General features: G+C 45.4%; 12 protein-coding genes and 1 pseudogene. 3 read left to right on the plus strand and 10 right to left on the minus strand.

What is annotated here, in order from left to right:
• Positions 1–21: 21 nt before the first annotated feature.
• Positions 22–5091, minus strand: coding sequence for an S-layer homology domain-containing protein (locus tag ACRRU2_RS08795; RefSeq protein ID WP_432500835.1), 5070 nt, complete (start codon positions 5089–5091; stop codon positions 22–24).
• A gap of 456 nt (positions 5092–5547) precedes the next feature.
• On the opposite strand from ACRRU2_RS08795, the gene ACRRU2_RS08800 reads away from it, so the two are divergent.
• From ACRRU2_RS08800 to ACRRU2_RS08810, 3 genes are read left to right on the plus strand one after another with little or no spacing between them, the layout of a single operon-like run.
• On the plus strand, positions 5548–7068 hold the full coding sequence (locus ACRRU2_RS08800) for an MDR family MFS transporter (protein ID WP_432500836.1): 1521 nt from the start codon (positions 5548–5550) through the stop codon (positions 7066–7068).
• Positions 7069–7114: 46 nt separating this feature from the next.
• A complete protein-coding gene (locus ACRRU2_RS08805; protein ID WP_432500837.1) occupies positions 7115–8077 on the plus strand; it encodes a helix-turn-helix transcriptional regulator in 963 nt (320 codons plus the stop codon).
• Positions 8078–8099: 22 nt separating this feature from the next.
• Positions 8100–8852, plus strand: a complete 753-nt coding sequence (locus ACRRU2_RS08810) for an SDR family NAD(P)-dependent oxidoreductase (RefSeq protein ID WP_432500838.1) — start codon at positions 8100–8102, stop codon at positions 8850–8852.
• A gap of 87 nt (positions 8853–8939) precedes the next feature.
• On the opposite strand, the gene ACRRU2_RS08815 is transcribed toward ACRRU2_RS08810, so the two are convergent.
• The 9 genes and pseudogenes from ACRRU2_RS08815 to ACRRU2_RS08855 form a co-directional block, all read right to left on the minus strand.
• Positions 8940–9482, minus strand: coding sequence for a YfbM family protein (locus tag ACRRU2_RS08815; RefSeq protein WP_432500839.1), 543 nt, complete (start codon positions 9480–9482; stop codon positions 8940–8942).
• A gap of 20 nt (positions 9483–9502) precedes the next feature.
• Positions 9503–10864, minus strand: a complete 1362-nt coding sequence (locus tag ACRRU2_RS08820) for a sodium-dependent transporter (protein WP_432500841.1) — start codon at positions 10862–10864, stop codon at positions 9503–9505.
• A gap of 365 nt (positions 10865–11229) precedes the next feature.
• On the minus strand, positions 11230–12834 hold the full coding sequence (locus tag ACRRU2_RS08825) for a catalase (RefSeq protein ID WP_432500842.1): 1605 nt from the start codon (positions 12832–12834) through the stop codon (positions 11230–11232).
• A 172-nt stretch (positions 12835–13006) separates the two neighbouring features.
• Positions 13007–13479 (minus strand): annotated as a pseudogene (locus ACRRU2_RS08830) (hypothetical protein).
• Between the two features lie 189 nt (positions 13480–13668).
• Positions 13669–15375 (minus strand): extracellular solute-binding protein, encoded by a 1707-nt coding sequence (locus tag ACRRU2_RS08835; protein ID WP_432500843.1) that lies wholly within the window; start codon positions 15373–15375, stop codon positions 13669–13671.
• A gap of 33 nt (positions 15376–15408) precedes the next feature.
• Positions 15409–16308 (minus strand): carbohydrate ABC transporter permease, encoded by a 900-nt coding sequence (locus ACRRU2_RS08840; RefSeq protein WP_331697494.1) that lies wholly within the window; start codon positions 16306–16308, stop codon positions 15409–15411.
• 29 nt (positions 16309–16337) lie between these two features.
• Entirely contained in the window at positions 16338–17234 is an 897-nt protein-coding gene (locus ACRRU2_RS08845) for an ABC transporter permease (protein WP_432500846.1), read from the minus strand.
• A 2-nt stretch (positions 17235–17236) separates the two neighbouring features.
• A complete protein-coding gene (locus tag ACRRU2_RS08850) occupies positions 17237–18334 on the minus strand; it encodes a glycoside hydrolase family 172 protein (protein WP_432500849.1) in 1098 nt (365 codons plus the stop codon).
• A gap of 181 nt (positions 18335–18515) precedes the next feature.
• On the minus strand, positions 18516–20159 hold the full coding sequence (locus ACRRU2_RS08855) for a response regulator transcription factor (protein WP_331697497.1): 1644 nt from the start codon (positions 20157–20159) through the stop codon (positions 18516–18518).
• Between the last annotated feature and the right edge of the window lie 6 nt (positions 20160–20165).

The raw sequence follows: 20165 nt of genomic DNA on the forward strand, positions 1-20165 counted from the left end.
CGAGACCTTTTTACTCGTAACTTATTCGGCTGAAACCGCCTCTGCAAATCTATATAATACAGTGGCAAATTCCGCACGGCTTGCATTACCTTTTGGATCAAACAAGTTTTTCAGTTTGCCGCTGATTATGCCTTGAATCGTCAGTCTGTTTACTGCGCTTTTGGCCCAATCACTGATATTATTCCAGTCGGCAAACTCTCGGTCCATAACAATATCGTGAGGTATTTTCCCAGAGTACAGCTCGTAGTTCAGGAGCATAAGCGCCATCTGTTCCCTCGTTACGTAATCGTCCGGAGCAAATCTGCCGTTGCCTAATCCGCTCACAATGCCATTTGCCGCCGCCCATTTCACAGCGTCAGTGTAATACTTGCCATTGACTACGTCGTTAAACGGATTGGATAAACTGCTTGCGTTCGGCTCTCCCGCAAAACGGTAAAGCACTGTTACAACCATGCCGCGCGTCAGCCCGCTTTCCGGGCTGAACTTGTCAGCCTCCGTACCTTTCATCAAACCGTTTCCGTATGCATATGTTACTGCGCTATAGAACCAATCGTCGCTTTTCACATCGGCAAAAGGATTTGGATACATTCCCACAACATACAATGAAAGATGGTAGGTCACGAACGTAACCGTTTTTTCCTCTGCGTTATACGAGCAAGGGATTTTCTCCAATTTTCCGCTATCGTTTAAATACCATACCGCTACTGGCAGCGCACCAGAATACGGCACGCTTACTGTAATCTTTCCATCGAAATTGTGTATAGCTTGTGCATCGGACGAAGCCGAAATGTTGAATACCAAATCTCCAGACTTGACCGCCTCTCTCTGTATCGTCGTAAGCTCTGATGGTGTGACAGCATTCAACGACAACGTTATAGTTGTGCCGACTGCCTGTTTCATCGATTGTAGCGCTCCTGCAGCAAACGTCATCGTTCCTTGTGGCAGCTTGATTTCTAGATCAAGCTTGGCGTCTGCAAGCTGTGTCACGGCTGATGTCGGCAATACCGCATCGGTGACACCAGTGAGTTTCGACAAGTCGAGGACAAGTGTGCCATCTTTGGAGTTGTCGATCATATCATTTACTATACTGCTTGGCATATCGATGGCTACTGTACTACCTGTCCTTATGGCATTCAGCGAAATTTCATCACCTGCAGGAACCGTAATATTCGGCTGCTCTGTATTACCGCCTCCCGACAAGTTCCCATCTGGTTTTGAATTCTCGAATAAGTCTTCTTTTGTGTAATCCTGTGTGAAAGACACAACAATCTTGTCGCCGTCTTTTAAAGAAAACCCGTTCATGTATATCGTAGGCATAACGCCGTTCACCTTATAAATCCAACCTGAGTTCGGACCGCCGTCTTTCTCTGATAGTGTATTTCCGTTCGGATCGGTAATGGCTTGCACATAACTTCCCCTTGAAATATAGGTATATCCCGCCTCGGCAAGCGCTGTCCGGAACACCTCAAAAACAGTTGGCCCCGATTTAAGGCCTCTTACCGTTGTCTGTATCAACATGCCGCCAGTCCCCTGCAAGGTAAATCCGACCTCTATCGGCGTGTCAATCCGGGCAACCGCCAAACTGCGCAAAGCCAATAAAGTATCTTGCGGCTGCTTCTGATGGTTTTTCCCTTCCACCATTATATATTCGGATACCGGCTGTTTATACAACAGCTTGAATACCTCATAGCCAGGAACGCCGGCAAACTTTGCCCAATACTTTCCAAACACCTCATGCGTAAGTACGCTATTGACGCGTACAAAGGTGTCCTGCTCGGGCTTTGCAACTAGATGAAGCGACTCATGGGCAAGGATTGACGGATCGCTTGAACGGAACACCCGCCAAGCCTCCTGCTCCGCCCAATTCTCAAGTTCGTCAGAAGTTATGCCGTTTCGTAGCCTGTTCTGCTCGGAATATACCCAAGCAATAGCATCATGTGTGTCGTTCCATACCGCTTCCTTGAATGAGCTCAAGTTTCCGGTAACTGAGTAGGAATCCGCATATTTACCATTGTTCAAGCCGTCGAAATATCCGGAAATTGCCATATCCATCAGCACAAGCGCATCGTCAATTTCCGCCTGCGTCAGCGGCTGCACATTTATTTGGAATTCCTTTGATGCCGCTACGCCCTTTTGCTTATCCGATAATGTAACCGTCAATGTAACGGTTTTGGCAGGTTCCCCCACAAGAGGTCGATAGACCATCACTCGGGCGGCATTCGCCACATCCGGTGCGGCTATCGTATCCTCGTCGCTGCTCGTAATCGTCACAGGGTAGTATTTCCCGTCGACACCGAAATCTCGGGTCGTTGGCAGCTGGATATCGTTCATGGCGCTATAAACATCTTCTACAGCATTCAGTTGTTGCCCCGTAACGTAATCCTTCAAGCCGGCAGACGAAAAGCCTGCATCCAGCTTTTGCAAAAGCTCAGCTCGTAAAGCATCCGCCTCAGCCCCGCTCAGCGCCTTAACCGTGACGGTAAAGGTTTTATACATCACAATAGACGGCTCAGCGCTCGTCCGTTGGAAGGTAAAGGCAGCAGTCAAAGTAACATCCTTGTCCTTCGCGCCTCGAATCACCTGTCCAATGTATGGGGAAAATAATGTGTCGGCAGTGCCTTGATTTTCATTGCTGATGGCAATAGCGCCCGCATCAGAGGACGTCCAGGAGATCAACGCCCATTTCTTGTCGTTTACCACTTTAGGCAAAATCAGATTTGATATGACATTATTTTTGTCAGTATTCGTCCCAAGGATGGCGGTCTCATCCACTCCGCTCAGGATTTGGCTGCTCATAGCAGCCTTGACTTCGTTAACATCCCAGTGAATCGTAACGGGCACATCGTTAAGGTCCAGGCTTTCATCGCCCTTTGTCAATACCAATGACACGTTATAGCGTCCGAACCACAACCCCCGCATACTGTTCGGATCGGCATAGAAATAAGTAATATCGCCGTTCGAGGCAATGCTGCTATTGCCATAAACCTCGGTCGCAGCTTTAACAGCCACTGAAATATCCCCATAACCCTTGGCAGCTAAATCGGTGGTCAGCATAGCCGCGACATTGGTGTCAGCTCCATAAACAGGAACCAAGCTGTACCAATTGCCAAGAGCGGCTGCGGCTTGTTGCAGGTATGTTCTGTTACTATCTGTATCCTCAGCCACGGCCGATTCCGACCAAACTGTTATAATAAACGTGCGGTTTGCATAACTTTCGCCATATTCAAACCTCGCTGTCAGCGTTACTGCTTCCTTGCCGCTCTCAGGCGGCATCACAGTGCCGTCAACGTCAATTACATCAGTATTGCTGGAAGTCCATACGATGCTCGACGTCACACCATTGATCTTATGGGTAACAGGCAAATCGATCGCAGTGTCGTCCTTTTTATCAGCGGGGAGAGTAAAGGCTGGATCATAAGCTACTGGATAGAGTTCACCGTAATCCTTAGAGCGAATGCTGACATAGACATTGGCTCCGTCTACAACCAATGTACCGCCGCTCCTCACCTCTACATGCAGGAAATCCCACTCGTTATATGCCGCAGGTATAGTGAAGGTCTGTCCGGTTGCGCCCGGAATGTCAGTCATACTTCCGCTCGCTGCACGATATTTCCATTGATACGTTAACGACGGATAGTTATCGTAATCGTACTCTTCGCCGCCATTTACATAAACCGTCGCCTTAACAGTCTGTCCAACAGCTACCGCACCAGGCGTATTAATGTTCGCAATTGACGCCGTTGTAATCTGCGGAATGATCGTAATGTCACGCGAATCCGTATATTCCACTTCATCCGCAACGACCGTTGCGGTGACAGTGACAACGCCGCCGCCTACCGCCCTGACGATGACGCTGTCGTTTGTATTTTCAATTCCCTCGAGCACTGCGATCTTAGCGGCATCGCCACCGCCCTTTTTCTCGATACTCCAAATCACATCACCTGCGTCAAAATCATCCATATTGGTCTTAACGGCAGTCAGCGTCGTGTAGTTGCTGCCCGCTCCCTGCTGAACATACAGCGTCGTATCGCCCTTCAGGCTAATTGACGGAGTTGTATCTGGCGCCGTAACGCTGCCCGACTGCCACGCAAGTATCGGATAGCCTCCGTTGACGTTACTCGTGTCAGCTACAAAAGCGCTGCCCAGTTTTTCAAGCAAGCCTTCCGGGGAGGTGATTCTGACGACGGAGCTTGTTGTTCCCGTACCGCCTCCGATCCCAACTTCCGGATTTAGCCAATAGCTATTGGTAATAGAAGTACCGCTAAACCCAGCGATTCCGCCGGGGATATTAACGGTTCCGCTGACAATTCCGATATTGTAACTATTCTCGATCGGAGTGTTGTTCATAACTTGCCCTGCGATACCGCCCACACGGCCAGATGCTTTGTCTGGTCCTATAATCGTTCCCGCATTGTAACTATTTTTAATGCCTAATGAAAATTTTGCATAAGCAGTAATACCGCCCGCATAAGGGCCAGTAATCGTGCCATAGTTTGCACTGCTTTGAATCAAGGGAGAAGTGGCGTTTGTATTTCCCACATATCCGGCAATACCACCCGCATATCCAGAACTGCTCTTCGTATTCGTAACCGTTCCAGAAAAAGAAGAATTCGAGATTTCTCCATCAATAATAGTTCCGGCAATGCCGCCAACATTGTTGCTGCTGGAAGAAATGTCTGCATCTTTAATTTGCAGATTTGTGATTGTTCCTTTTACATATCCGAAAAAGCCCGCAAAATTATAGTTGGCGTTTATATTAAAGTTTTTAATCACATGCCCCTGACCGTCAAATCTGCCTCCGAAGTAGGTTGTGGCGTAACCGTTGCCGCCGCCAATCGGGGTCCAGCTTTGATTGTTCAAGTCAATATCGGCCGTTAGAACGGCATTTGCGGTATAGTCTTTTTCTACATTAACATGATCCCTAAACCACGCCAGTTCAGCTGCCGTACCGATTTGGTATACGCCGTCGCCATCGGCAGCTGGTTGGCTTTGGGCAGAACCGTCCCAGGCGCCCGCCGCAAAAACAGTCGCCGGGATCAAATTCACCGCCAAGACCAACGTCAGAAATAGAGATAGTAATCGTTGTTTCATTTTCTCTCCTCCAAAAATAAAAAAATCTGCCTGCCAGAACCGGCAAACAGATGTAAATAAAACAACCAGAACACAGATTGCGTGTTCGAAAAAAGCAGTTTCCGGTTCCGGCAGAAACACGGACAGCCTTAAGGTATTCTGACTTATCCTCCAAAAGAGGCTTCACAGTGACCGACTCGCGGGGCTTTACACCCCATTCCCCCTGCCGCCAGAAGCGGCCAAGGCATGCCCAATATTAAATTAGTTCCATAGTAGCATTAATATCCTGTATAGGAAATAGTTTTTTTAGTTATTAGCCTTCGGCGCTCTTGGCCAGTGACTTGTTTATACAGCCGTTAAAAAAAATCCCAAGCAAACCTTTCTTCCCTGACAGACAGATGTCAACAAGGATTGTTTATGATGGGTTCAGATGATTGTTCACCAATCAATTCAGGAATAAGAGAGGAATGGAAGTGTATGAAAAACAAATTGACAGCAATCGTTGGAGGATTGTTGCTTGCCCTTCTGATGGCGTCCATGGACAACACGATTGTATCAACATCAATCGGCACGATCGTCGGAGAGATGGGAGGACTCGACAAGTTTGTATGGGTCACCACAGCGTATATGGTTGCCGAAATGGCCTGCATGCCGATCTTCGGCAAGCTGTCCGATATGTATGGACGCAAACGTTTTTTCATTTTCGGGATTATCGTGTTTATGATCGGTTCAGCATTATGCGGCATGGCGCAATCCATCGTCGAGCTAAGCTTCTATCGCGCTGTACAAGGGGTCGGCGCCGGAGCGATGGTGTCCATTACATTCACCATATTGTTCGATGTCATGCCCCCCAAGGATCGCGGAAAAATGATGGGCGCATTCGGAGCCGTGTTCGGTCTGTCGAGTGTAGTTGGTCCGCTGCTCGGCGGGTACATCACCGATCATCTCAACTGGTCGTGGATCTTCTACATTAATTTGCCGTTGGGCTTCATTGCCTTGCTGTTGATTGCTGCGTTCTACAAGGAGTCGGCGGCGCACTCGCGGCAAAAAATTGATTGGGCGGGTTCGGTTCTGCTCATAGGAGCTGTCGTCTGCTTTATATTTGGACTTGAGCTGGGCGGCAAAACGTATGCGTGGGATTCCCTGCAAATTATAGGGCTGTTCGCCGGCTTCGCGATTCTCGCTTTCTTGCTTGTTCTCATTGAGAAAAAAGCAGAGGAGCCAATCATCTCGTTCAGCTTGTTCCGCAGCAGACTCTACACAACAAGCAATTTGGTCGCCATGCTCAGCGGTGCAGCGTATATGACGGCGGCGATTTTTATTCCGATTTACGTGCAGGGCGTGCTTGGCGGTTCCGCCTCCAATTCGGGGCTGACCTTATTGCCCATGATGGTCGGTTCGGTTGTCACCGCGACGCTTGGCGGTTTTCTAATGACGAAGCTGCAATACCGGACCATTATGATCGGGACGCTGGCCATGCTTTTGACGGGTCTTGCTCTTCTCTCACAAATTACGGTAGAATCTACTCGACTTTCAATTACAGGAATTATGATTCTGATCGGTCTGGGAATTGGCGCTTCCTTCTCGGTATTAAGCACTGCGGTGCTTCATTCGTTCCCTGCAGCGCAGCGCGGGGCGGCAAGCGCAACTTTGAATTTCAATCGTTCGCTCGGCATGGCGCTTGGCATTACCATTTTCGGAATTGTCCAAAGCCATAGCCTGCTGTCCAAACTCACCGAATCGCTTGGCAAAGGCGACATAGCGGTTCCGGCCGACTTGAACTTAAGCGATCCCCATTCGCTGCTCAACCCGGCGTTGCGCCAGTCTGTCGATCCTCAGCTTCTGGATGCCATTACCGCCGGACTATCCGGCTCCATCGGATCAACCTTTGCCTGGAGCGTCATTCCCGCCGGTTTGGCACTGATTGCGGCATTCCTGATGACAAGGGATACGATGGACCCGGCCGCCGAAAGCGAAGAATACGCAACCGCACACTAATTCAAATATCGGCAGGCCGCATCGTGCCGACTTAGGAGAGATGACCATGAAGCTTGAACGGTTAATGACGATTACGATTTTGCTGCTCAATCGAAAACGGGTGCAAGCACAGGAATTGGCGGATCAGTTGGAGGTATCTCTGCGTACTATTTATCGCGATCTTGATTCGCTTGGTCAGGCCGGCATTCCCATCGTCTCCTATACCGGCATGGAGGGCGGTTATGAGATTATGGACAGCTTCCGGCTGGATCGGCAGCTGCTCTCCTTCGACGAACTGACCGCCCTCTCCACTGCGCTTCGCGGTCTAGAGTCTACAAAAGCTTACGACCGCTCGAATATGGATCTCCTCCTCGGCAAGGTTGGCGCGATGGTGGCGCAAGCCGAGCAAGGCCGGGCCGGTGAAGGAGACCGTATTCATATCGACTTTACCCCTTGGAAAAATAGCGAGGAGGATCAAGGCCGTTACGATTCGCTTCGCCAGGCCGTAAATGAGCGAAAGCTCATCCGCTTCAAATACACGAGCAGAACAGGCGGCGAACAAGAGCGTGAAGTCGAACCGATGGCGCTTGTACTTAAAAATTATGCATGGTATTTGCACGGCTACTGTCGCTTGCGCGACGATTATCGCATATTTAAGCTGACCCGAATTCGCGAATTGAGCTTGCAGGCCGAAACGTTCTTGCGTCGTGCGGAGTCGCTTGCGCAGTTGAACGAAAGATGGAAAATACCTACAATCTATGAGGCAAATGAGAGGTTTGCAGTTGTCCTTCTGTTCAAAGCGTCGGCTGCCGTGTCTGTCATGGACCATTTTGATGAAAAAGATATTGAACAATTGCCCGACGGTCAGCTTCTTGTACGAACGACCTATTCAAATGAACGTTGGCTGATTCGTACTGTATTTCATTATATGACCGATGTTACCCTGCTCGAGCCAGCCGATATGGCCGCAAAAGTAAAGCAAATAGCTCTGGATATAGCGAAACAGTATGGCGGATTGGATAAGGAATAAGCTCAGAGAGGATGGGTTGCTCATGATGTCCTTACATGGAAAAGTAGCTATTGTTGCCGGAGGCGCTCGCGGAGTCGGACGAGCGACGTGCATTCAGCTTGCTAAACTAGGAGCGAAGGTTGTCGTCAACGACTTTGGAAATGAGCTGGCCGCCGCGGCCGTTGTGTCCGAGATTGTTGCGAATGGCGGCGAGGCATTGACGATTCAAGCGGATGCCCGCAGCGCGGAGCAAATGAAACGGCTTGCGCATGCCGTGCAGCACACCTTCGGGCGTATCGATGTTCTCGTATGCAATGCGGGCAGTAGCGCTAAAGCCGCGACCTTTGCCGAGCTGTCCTGGGCATCGTTCGAACGGCAGTTGACCGATGAGTTGAAGGCGGCGTTCGAATCGACAAAAGCCGTCATCCCGGCGATGACGGCACAGCAATTCGGCCGGATCATCTATTTGTCCAGCACGGAAGGCAAAGACCCTACCCCTTCGTATCTCGCATTCGGTACGGCGAAGGGCGGACTTGATACGTTTGCGCGCTACATTGCGCAGGAGTTCGGCCCCTGCGGGATTACAGCCAATGTCGTCGCGCCCGGCTTCATTCGAAGCGATGAGCCTGCTATGGTCTCTGAGGAAGAGAGCCGCATGATAGGCAGCTTTACGCCGCTGGGCCGAATCGCCGAGCCGGAGGATGTGGCGGGCGTTGTTTCTTTTCTCGCCAGCGACGGCGCGCGCTTTCTGACGGGAACCTATACGCCCGTTACCGGCGGGCTGGTCATGGAATGAGCTGGGGCGGTTTTATGTGCAAAAACGATCCTTTATTGGATCGGCTGATCTAACGTGTTGGGCCTATATAGGGGTCAAGACTTTAAATCAGTAAATACTAATCAAGATATCATGCCCTTGGTCACGACTGCGCTCATAAAAGGAAATCAAGTTTTTCAGTTCCAAGGTTAACTCTACGAAAAGCTCATCTGTCTCTTCGTCGACCCAAATGTTCGGGTAAATCTGTTGTTCCCTGAATGCCGAGAGTTTGAATTGTTTTCGTAACTCAATCCTATCGACGGCTTGCAGTGATGTGACAATGCGCGGCAATTCGTCCGAGCCAATGACTGCCATGAAGTCTTCTGTGTCCAGAACATGGACACCTACAATCGCCTCGCTCAAAGGATCATCTTCAATCGGCTGAGATGCAGATACACCAGTTAAAAGAAAATGCAGCCCGTCCCAACATTTATCCATCTCGTAAACCGGACAGAGTCGATTTTCCATCAATTGCTCAATCTTGGTAGGGATAGCTGTATTGTCCAGTTGTGCCACTTCATCCGCCAGAGCATCATTTAAACTCAAGTAACAGGCCATTATTCCCATAAGTCCTCTCCTATCCAACTTCGCAATTTCTTTATCTTTGTTCAAGTTATCGTAATGCTCTTCATTTAGAAAGCCTTCACTATTTTATCAAGTATTCCCGTAATATTAAGAAATACGACGATAATGACTAAAGGGATAATAAACCTCATTATAAAAAACCATATTTGAAACACAGACGCCCCTAACCGAGAATGCTGTAATAGCTCCTCTCGCAAAGTGCTTCTCTTAATCTTATTAGTAACGAAAATAGAAATCAAAAATACTCCAAGCGGCATTAAAATATTACTAACTAAATAATCAGCCGAATCAAATAAATTGTTTGAGAAAATTAAAATATCAACAAAAGTGCTATAAGATAGGGCAGAGGGAACTCCTACTGCAAAAATTAGAGCACCAACCATAAATGCATATTTTGTTCTTTTCTCTACTTTCCCTTTAACTACAGATGCTACAATGATTTCTAGCATAGAAAAGGCCGAGGTTAATGTAGCAAATAAAAATAATGCTAAAAAAGCTAGTAAGAACACTTCTCCAAAAACGATTTGATCAAACACGGCAGGCAATACAACAAAAAGCAAACCAGGTCCTTCAGTTGGTTCTAATCCCAATGAAAATACAGCTGGAAAGATTGCTAAGCCTGCTAATAGAGCAATCAATAAATTCATTGTAACGATTGAAACAGCTGGTTGAATCAAGCTTTCCTTTTTTGAAAGATATGAACTATACGTCACCATTACTGATACTCCGACACTTAAGGAGAAAAAAGCCTGTCCCATCGCAAACAAAATACTTCGAGATGTAATATTCGAGAAATCCGGTGCTAGAAAGAACTTCACACCTTCCATTGCGTTATCAAGTGTAAGTGAGCGAATGATTAGAAGAATAAAAAGTACAAATAAAGCAGGCATCAAAATTTTACTTGCTTTTTCAATTCCATTTTGAATCCCTTTTGCAACAACTGCAACAGTAATCGCTAAAAATACAAACTGCGCTGCAATAACCAAGATCGGATTTTCAATCGTCGCATTAAAAACGGAACCGTAATCTGCTCCCTCGCTAATGATTCCGCCAAATAAACCTTTTGCAAAATAGATAACAATCCAACCACCAATTACACTATAAAAAGACAATAAGAGAAAGCAAGTAAATACCCCTATTTTTCCAATCCAATGCCAATTGCTATTAGGAGCCAAACTACGATAAGCGCTAATTGCTTCCTTTTGCGTGCTTCTGCCGATAACAAACTCTGCCAATAACAATGGGAGACCAATAAACAAAGAAAATAAAATAAACAGAAGAAAAAAGGCGCCTCCCCCACTTATACCGGTGACATAAGGGAGCTTCCATATTGCACCTATTCCTATAGCTGATCCTGCTGCTGATAAAATAAAACCAATCTTCGACGACCATTGTTCTGATTCTTGCATGTGATTCAATCCATTTCATTGTAATTATGTCCTTTATACAATAACGTAAAAAAACAAAAAAGTCATATTTGATGTGTTGACTTCACTCGCCCAGCGACACTTTGCTGCAGCCGTTTCTTCCATTACAAAAAGAATACTGAGATGCCGCAGCCATACAATTCCGCAGTTTCACGCAAAAAAAGCTGTTGCACAGTAAGAACCATGCAAAAGCTTCCTTGCAATTACATATATCCGAGCTTACCAAGCAGACAGCTTAACAAAGCGTCAGCTCCGCACGGTGTGGCCTGATGCAGCTTGAAGTTGCCTTTATTGTCGCCCTTCACCGATACCGCTGGAAAAATGTCAGCTGCCGAAGCGCTAGCCGCTTAATATGGTTCTGCTTTTGTTCCCGAATTTTCAGCCTTATCTACAGCCTCATTCGCAGAAATAGAACCTTCGCCTTTTTGGGCCTTATACGCTTGCATTTCTTTCATTTTTGCAGCAATGCCTTCTTTTACACGACGACCATAATCCTCATCTGCTTGTGTAAAGTGTTCAATCATTGCCTCTTGAATACGCACATCACAAATAGCTAATGCATTCGACAAATTTTTAATAAGCTCTTCTCGTTCCCACTCTTCAAAATTACGATACGTCTCTCCAGCTTGTCCGTAGTTATTTGGGCGATCAATTGGCGCGCTTTGCAATTTATCATTGTACATAGGTTCATGCTTTGGCCGTTTTGTTGACTCAGCTTCCTGCAAACCACCAATCATCGACGGTTCATAATTAATATGAGGATTTCCACCGAATTCTTCTGCACGAGGTACATCCATTTGGCCACGATGCTGATTGGTTCGAACTTGCACCTTTGGCGCATTAACCGGTAATTTCAAATAATTTGTTCCAACTCGATAACGCTGTGTATCCGAATAAGAGAAGGTACGACCTTGCAGCATTTTATCATCAGAGAAATCGAGCCCATCCACTAATACCCCTGTACCAAATGCAGCAAGTTCAATCTCTGCATGATAGTCTGTCGGGTTCCGATTTAAGACCATTTTACCAACCGGCAAGAAAGGAAATTTATCTATTGGCCATAATTTTGTATCATCAAGCGGATCAAAATCGAGCTCTGGATGCTCATCATCGCTCATCATTTGCACGAAAAGCTCCCATTCAGGGTAATTACTTTCCTCAATAGCTTCATATAAATCCTGTGTTGCATGCCCAACGTTTTTTGCTTGAATTGCATCAGCTTCTTCTTGCGTCAAGTTTCGAATTCCTTGTTTCGGCTCCCAGTGATATTTAATCAAGACAGCCTCGCCTTTATCATTGACCCATTTATACGTATTAACGCCAGAGCCTTGCATGTGACGATAAGTCGCTGGAATTCCCCATGGCGAAAATAAGAACGTAATCATATGCGTTGCTTCCGGTGTACGTGACACAAAATCAAACATTCTTTCTGGATTTGGAATATTTGAAGCTGGATCTGCTTTAAATGCATGAATCATATCTGGAAATTTCATTGCATCGCGGATAAAGAATATTTTTAAATTATTACCGACTAAGTCCCAGTTTCCATCTTCCGTATACATTTTTATTGCAAAGCCACGGGGGTCACGGGCAGTTTCTGGTGAATCCTTTGAGCCTGCTACTGTAGAAAAACGTACAAGGACAGGGGTTTGCTTACCTGCACCTGAAAACACTTTGGCACGGGTATATTTTTCAACAGGTTCTTGCCCAACCTTGCCATACGTCTCAAAATAACCAAAAGCACCCGCACCACGCGCATGAACAACGCGCTCCGGTACTTCTTCACGATCGAAATGCGAAATTTTTTCGATATAATGATAATTTTCTAAAGTAGCTGGACCACGGTTGCCAATTGTCCGTAAATTTTGATTATCCGTAATCGGATGACCTTGTCTATTTGTTAAGGTTTCGCGTTTCAATTCCTTTGATACTTCAGTATTATTTTTCTTCAATTAAAAGCCCCTCCTAAATTTCCAACTTTAAATAATAATTACCAATAGCATTGGATACTATTCTAATTTTTGTTCACACATAGAGCTGATACGCTTCGTTACAATCTAAAATGAGCTATTTTCGTTGAAATAACGCTTGTCAGCTTCGTTAGAATTATTTTTCAACAGTCTGCTACTTTTCTATTGGTTCTGTTAATTCTCTTCTCAGTAAAGCAATTTCATGTTTATACGGAGGGTTTTTGTATTTAATAGGTCCTATAGATGGGGTTTCAAGCAGTTTGGGTAGATTAGAAAGTTGAGGATGGTGAACAATATAGTCCAAGGCATGCAGACCTATGAACCCATGTCCGATATTCTCGTGCCGATCTTTATGGGAGCCGCGTTCATTCTTGGAATCACTTGATTGTTCACGGAGTTTGCCAGATTGACTAGGAAAGGAGCGTGAACAACAATATTGCTGATTCCATGCTCTTTCATATGCGCATGCCCCTCTGAAATCTTGTAATCAGAGATCGGTTTTCGTTTCGTATTTTGTGGAGCACCGGTGTATATCAGGAATGTATTCGCTCCGTAAGAAGCAGCCTCTTTGCTGGCTTTAAGCAACATCTCCTTGCCGCCCATAGATACGTGACTTCCGATTAGCATGTACTATCCCCCCGAATTCCGCATTTCGTTAAATAGAATATTTTCAGCGTTTACGGGAAGAGAAGATGTTATACATCAGGCAATAAACAACTGTAATGGAGGATTAAACTGTAAAAGGAGAGCGCCCGTGATGGACGTTCTCCTTGAGAGTACCAGATGAGAATTGAGATAACATGATAGAAAGGCAGATTAATGAATAATATCGTCTCTGGTTTTGGCTTTTTCGTTCATAAACGCCTCATATTCCTGAATGCCGCCCTTGATCAATTGTTCGCGGTAGTCATTCAAAATCTGGAGTGCCTTCTCATCATTTCCAGCAAAAAAGGCGCTCTCGATGATGTCACGCTGGGTATTGCTATCCAGCAACATTTGAATCTTATCAAATTCCGGATATTCATCATTGAAATAACTTAAGCGATAACCGTCCACTACTGTCAAACCGTATATATTCTTCGCTGTCTCATACAACCCGTCAATATCTGCTGTATCGCCGGCTGCTGTGAACATACGATTCGGCAAACCATATACACCTAACGTATAGACGCTTCCAATCCCCTGATTAACTGCATAACTCGGGTCGTTTTTGGCGTTGGACAAGAACTGTTCCGTGTGCTTCGGTTGTCCGTTCGCATCCATCGTCCAATGCTCGCCCTCAATTCCTAAATACGCCAGGAGTTTGCCTTCCTCACTGTTGATAAAGTTTAAGTAGCGCATCGCCGCTTCCGCATTTTTGCTGTCACTTGTAATAAATAGTCCAGGCACGCCGGATTGTCCTTTCAATACTTTAGACTCCACCATCGTATTTTCACCGTTTGCATCCACAATCGGTCCTACAGGTACATATTCCATTTCCGGATGATCCACATATAAAGACTGGCTTAAAACCGTATTCATGTGAGGATAGTGTGCGCTAACCATAGCTACTCGCCCTGTTGCCATTTTCTCTTTGGCGACCGTATCGTTTTGGCGGAATGCTTCTGGATCAAATAGACCTTCTGACACCAGCTTTCTCATAAATAATACTCGCTTGTCAGTCAACTCCGAGAAGATGCCGTGACGGTATTCGCCGTCAATTTTTGTGAAAGCAGTAAAATTATTTTCAGAGAATGAATTTAGCATAGAAGAGTAATTCCAGCCGTTCTGCCATGCACCCGACGGAATAACGGGACGCCCTGCAGTATCTTTGAAATCACCTTCTTTAATTTTCTGCAGCAACGGATACAGATCTTCGGAATGACGAATATCGGATGGTTTAACATTCAATGCTTCGAGTATATCTTTTCTAACGAATACATTGTACGCCCACTGCGTCGTGTCATCAGGACTCAAAGGAGTGTGCATAGGAAGGAAATAGTGCTCGCCATTAAATGATGCATCCTCCAAATCGTTTTCACTGAAGTCAGAAGCCACACCGACAGTAAAAGCATCCTTCATATTGGGTCCATACTGATTAATCAGATCGTTAAGCGGCATGATCAACCCTTCTCGGGCCGCCTTTTTGATCGCAACCGTATGCACATCCTGTCCTCCCCAATAAGGAGCCATCACCATATCCGGCATGTTGCCGGTAGCAAACAATAAATTCAAACGCTCAATTTCAGGAATTGTAATCCACTCGACGTCAAGCGTAACCCCTGTCTTTTCTTTAATAACTTGGGCAACAGGATTATTTACAAGATCGGAAGGCGCCAAGAAGGACAGGCCTTGCCAGGCAACCAACAGCTTCAACGTGACCTCTTCCGGTTTATCGTCACTGCTGCCGCCGCTTTCTGCATTCGTCTTAGGCGAGACAGTTGGGGAAGCTCCATTATCTGTTCCCGCACAACCCATTACAGCAACTGAACAAAGCAATAGAATCATACAAAGCGAGAAACTTTTCTTAAGCCAAATGTTCATCGTCCAATGCCCCCTCAAAATAATTGTACTTTATTACTCTTTAATCGAGCCTATCATAACACCATTTACAAAATACTTTTGCAAAAATGGATACACACATATAACCGGAATTGTAACGATGATAACAAAAGCCATCCTTAACGCCTCAGGTGTTGTATTGGATACTGCTCTGGCCATCAAGTCGGAATTCATGCTTTGCTGCATTGCATTCGCTTCAAACGATGTTTCCGCAAGCACTTTTTGCAGCAGCGTTGCTGCAGGAATCATATTGGGATCATTCACAAAAAAGGCTCCCGTCACCCAATCATTCCAATGCGCTACCGCCACAAACAGGGCTATGGTCGCCAAAACAGGCTTGGCCAGCGGCAAATAGATTTGAAAGAAAATACGCAAATCGCTTGCGCCGTCTATTTTGGCAGACTCCGACAGGCTGTAGGGAATATTCTCAAAATAGGTTCGAATAATGATGATATTAAAGAAGCTGTACATGCCCGGAATAATGTAAATCCAGATGGAATTGATCAGGCCGATTTGTTTATACAGCATATATAACGGAATAATTCCGCCGCTAAATAAGGTCGTAAAAAAGCAATAGAAAATAATGTATTTCCTTCCGGGCAGCTCCTTGTTAAGAAGCGCATAAGCCGCCATAGAAGTCAGCATAACCGATAAAATGGTTCCTGTCCCTGTGCGAAGCAATGAAAGCTGAAATGCACTTATTATATTGGGATTGCCAAAAGCAGTCGCATAATTGGCCAGTGTAAATTCTCTCGGCCAGAAATAAATACCGCCTCTCAAAGCGTCAATCCCATCATTAAAAGAAAGCACGAAGATGTAATAAAACAAATACACGGTGCTGCATCCAAATAAGATAAGAAAGACATAATTGCACAGGGTAAACCATTTTTCACCTAACGTTTCTTTGTAGAACAATTAGCGTAAGACCTCCCTTCCTTGAATGTTTACCATAAGGAAACACCCGTCGCACGCCTAGAGATCGTATTAGCCGTGAAAATAATGATCAAAGAAACTACGCCTTGAAATAAGCCTGCTACTGTAGCCAGACTGTAATACCCTTGCCTAAGGCCCATATGGATAATGTACGTATCCAATATTTCGGACACGGATAAGTTGCTTGGCTGCCGCATTAAATAAATCTGCTCGTAGCCTGCACTCATTAGCCCTCCCATAGACAATATGAGCAATATTCCGATAATCGGCTTGAGACTTGGCAGCGTGATGTACCACATGCGCTGGAAGCGCTTGGCGCCATCCATGCTGGCAGCCTCATATAGATCGGGATTGATCGCGGATATTGCAGCCAAAAAAATAATTGTGTTCCACCCTACATGCTTCCATATGTCCGACATGACCACAATCGAATAGAACCATGATGGATCTCCAATAAAGAAAATGGGATCTCCGCCAAACAATTTGACTTTCAGTTCATTGATTGGACCTGCATTCGGAGATAATATTTTCGAGAACAGGGTGATAATCACAACCCAGGATACGAAAAAGGGTAGATATGATACTGTTTGAATGACACGTTTGAACCATCGGTTTCTTATTTCATTCAGCAGCAGTGCCAGCCCTAATGCAGCTGGGAAGCCAAACATTAACTTCAAAAAGCTAATGACAAGCGTATTACGGATCAAATCCCAAAACTTATAGTAGTTAACGAACTGATCCAGGTATTTCCACCCCGCCCAAGGAAGCTCCCACATGGTTTTATTAAACTGAAAGTGTTTAAACCCCAATGTGACACCATACATGGGAATGTAGGCAAAGATAAAGTAATAGATCAAGGCCGGAAATAAAAATAAATATAAATATTTGTACCTCCATATCCTCTTCAAGATCATACTATCTCTACCTGATTACGTGTTGGAAAGACAGGGAATTTCTTAGCTGGCTTTGCCTGATACCAATATGCAACCGAACTAATATCATGCGTTCCGGGATAAAAACGTCCCGAGTCCCGCCACCCCAAAGCCTGTATAGTAACCTTCAAATCATTCTGAAAGCGAATCGGGTCGACAACATGCCAACGGTACATAGCGTGCCGGTGTTGGGATTGATACAACCCATCCGGAGTTAGTACCTGATGCATACCCATATAAGGCGTTGTATAAGTCCGGTATTGCCCATCTACATCCCAATTGAATGCCCCGCCAAAATAATCTTCGGTACCCGTACCGCAAATGGTAGGAAATTGCTCATCGCCATCGAGATAAAATTTGATTTCCCCTTCTCCCCACCATCCGTTGTTATTAATTCCCCAGCCCATGGAAGTGCCCACATATTGCCCCTGGCCCTCAATTCCATCCACAATCGTGTACACTTCTCCATAAGGCAACGGATTTTGCCGCCGGAACTGAGCATGGAAGTATGCTGCATCATCCGGCACATCAGTAAGCGTGTAATTGATCTGATAATAAATAACCTGATCCTGAGAAGGATGAATATTCTCCAGTGTCATGTAGCAGCGTTTTCGAAAAGGCATTTCCCAGAAGCAGTTCATGCCTCGGTTCGGATTAACCGCCACCATCATTGAACTGATTTGGGCGAATGGCCCCTTGGTCGGCACAGCCGGATCCATAAATGCGAACGGAGTTGCAAAAAAATCCGAAAGCGGACACTCTACTGACGGCTGCTCGCAGTCATCCCAATAAATCCGTAAAATAAAATCTCTTCCTATTGTGCCAGCAAACCAAATACTTTGAATGGCACCCTCATCTTGAATATCCGCTAAAACCAGCGTCTCCCCAGGTTTTACCCATACGCAAGGCCTGCATTTCCACCCCAATCCAAGCTCTCTCGCGGGACCATTCGGGTCAGCTTCAGCTTTGGCTCCGCCTGCAACTTCGCCTGTAGGATTCTCAGGAGAAATGGATCTCGATCTTGCATTTGATAACTTCCACAAATTATTAGGATGTAATTCCAAACCGTTAAACATCAGTATCGCCCTCTCTAAAGTGTTAATGTATCTATCATAAAATTTTCTGGATAGTTGCATAATGGATTAATCTTTGCTGTGTATTGGACGAAACTCATACGTTTTCTATCAGATTTGATATAAAAAAAAGGAACCCGATTCAAATCGATTCTAAAATCGACAATCCCGGGGTTCCATTTCTTTATTTGGCTGCTTGATTCCGATATTCAAGCGGTGTAATCCCATACATTTGCTTAAACTTGCGGTGAAAGTAATGAACGTCCTCAAATCCCACACTTAGGGCAATTTGCGCAATAGACATTCCAGTAAGCTGCAGCAATTGCTGAGCCTTCTCCATCCTAATGCCCGTTAGTTCCTTGACAAAAGTAATGCCTGCTTCCGCCTTGTACAAGGTTGACAAATAGTTAGAGTTAATGGCGAACTTTCTGGACAGCTCCTTCACGGTTAAATTGTCAGCGTAATTGGCCTGCATATAGCCTCTAATGTTCTGAACAATTGCGCTGCAGTCCATAGGCAGCCGATGTTCCGGCTTGACCAAGGTGACAATGGTTGTTAGTAAATATTGCACTAGATCTTCCGTGCGATCAAAGTGCTGCACCAAATCCATATTCATAAAATCAAAATCAATCGAATCTGGCAGCTCCAATTGCTGCTGAGAGCATAATCGCATCAAAGTCCGAATAATCTCCATGTAAATCAAACGAAAATCTAATAATGAAGCGTCCTTAAGCTTTTTGTTGGATAGCAGCTCTAATAAAATAACTTCGACATTTTTGAAATCCGATAGCTCGATTGCTTTGCTGAGCAGGCTGAGCTGCTCTATCGGAATATCTATACGTGAGGACATAGATACATCCTTGGCATAAAATACGTTATGATTCCCTTTAATAAACCTCAAATCCAATGCTGCGCGGGCTTGTTTGTACAATTCTTCTGAAACCTGCGGCAAAGTCGAGCTGATTCCGATGGTAACCGTTATTTTCAACAGCTTGGTCACGGTTGTAAACAGGCGGAAAATAAATTGCTCAATTTGCGCTGTGTGCCCATCTTTTTGTGCGAATTGCAGTAGTATGTGAACCTGATTTTGGTCCTTCAAATTATTTCCGATCAAAAATTGCCTGTCCATTAACAAGGTTTCTGAAATATTTTTAATCGCGAATTTCATCAAACCCAAATCCTGATATTTAAATCGTTCACCACTGTAATTCGTTCGATCAATATGAACGATGACAAGCGTATATTGCATATTGGGACGATCGAAAAGTTGAAAATACTCTGGTAACGGAGCAGCTGTATGCTCCCACTCTGCAAGCAGATCGCTAGGAAAATATTCTTCACTCTTGGTCTTGTTCTGAGACAAAGCATGATTGAGTACTTGCTCCTCTATCAGCTGCTTGGTCTTCTTCATTTGTATCTCCCGCTTAGCTTCTGACTGCTGCCTCTCCTTGCCTTTCTTCACATCTTCACAAAGATTAGCAAATATAGATCGGAATTGTTCCTCCTTGATCGGCTTTAATAAATAACCCATTACCCCCATATTTAACGCTTGCTCGGCGTATTCAAATTCAGCATGGCCGCTGATGATCATAAACCGCACATCCAGTCCCGCTTCCCTAACTAGCCTGATCAAGGAAATACCGTCTACATCATCCATTTTGACATCTGTAATAATAATATCGGGACATTCTTCCTGAATGATATCCATCGCCATACTGCCGTCAGCAGCCTCTTTCACCCATTCATACGGAACATTTATTTGCTGCAATTTATGCACGATCCCCTTGCGAATCCACTTTTCGTCATCTACAATAAGCACCTTATACATAGCTGT

Source organism: Paenibacillus sp. GXUN7292, assembly GCF_050864975.1.
Taxonomy (GTDB): domain Bacteria; phylum Bacillota; class Bacilli; order Paenibacillales; family Paenibacillaceae; genus Pristimantibacillus.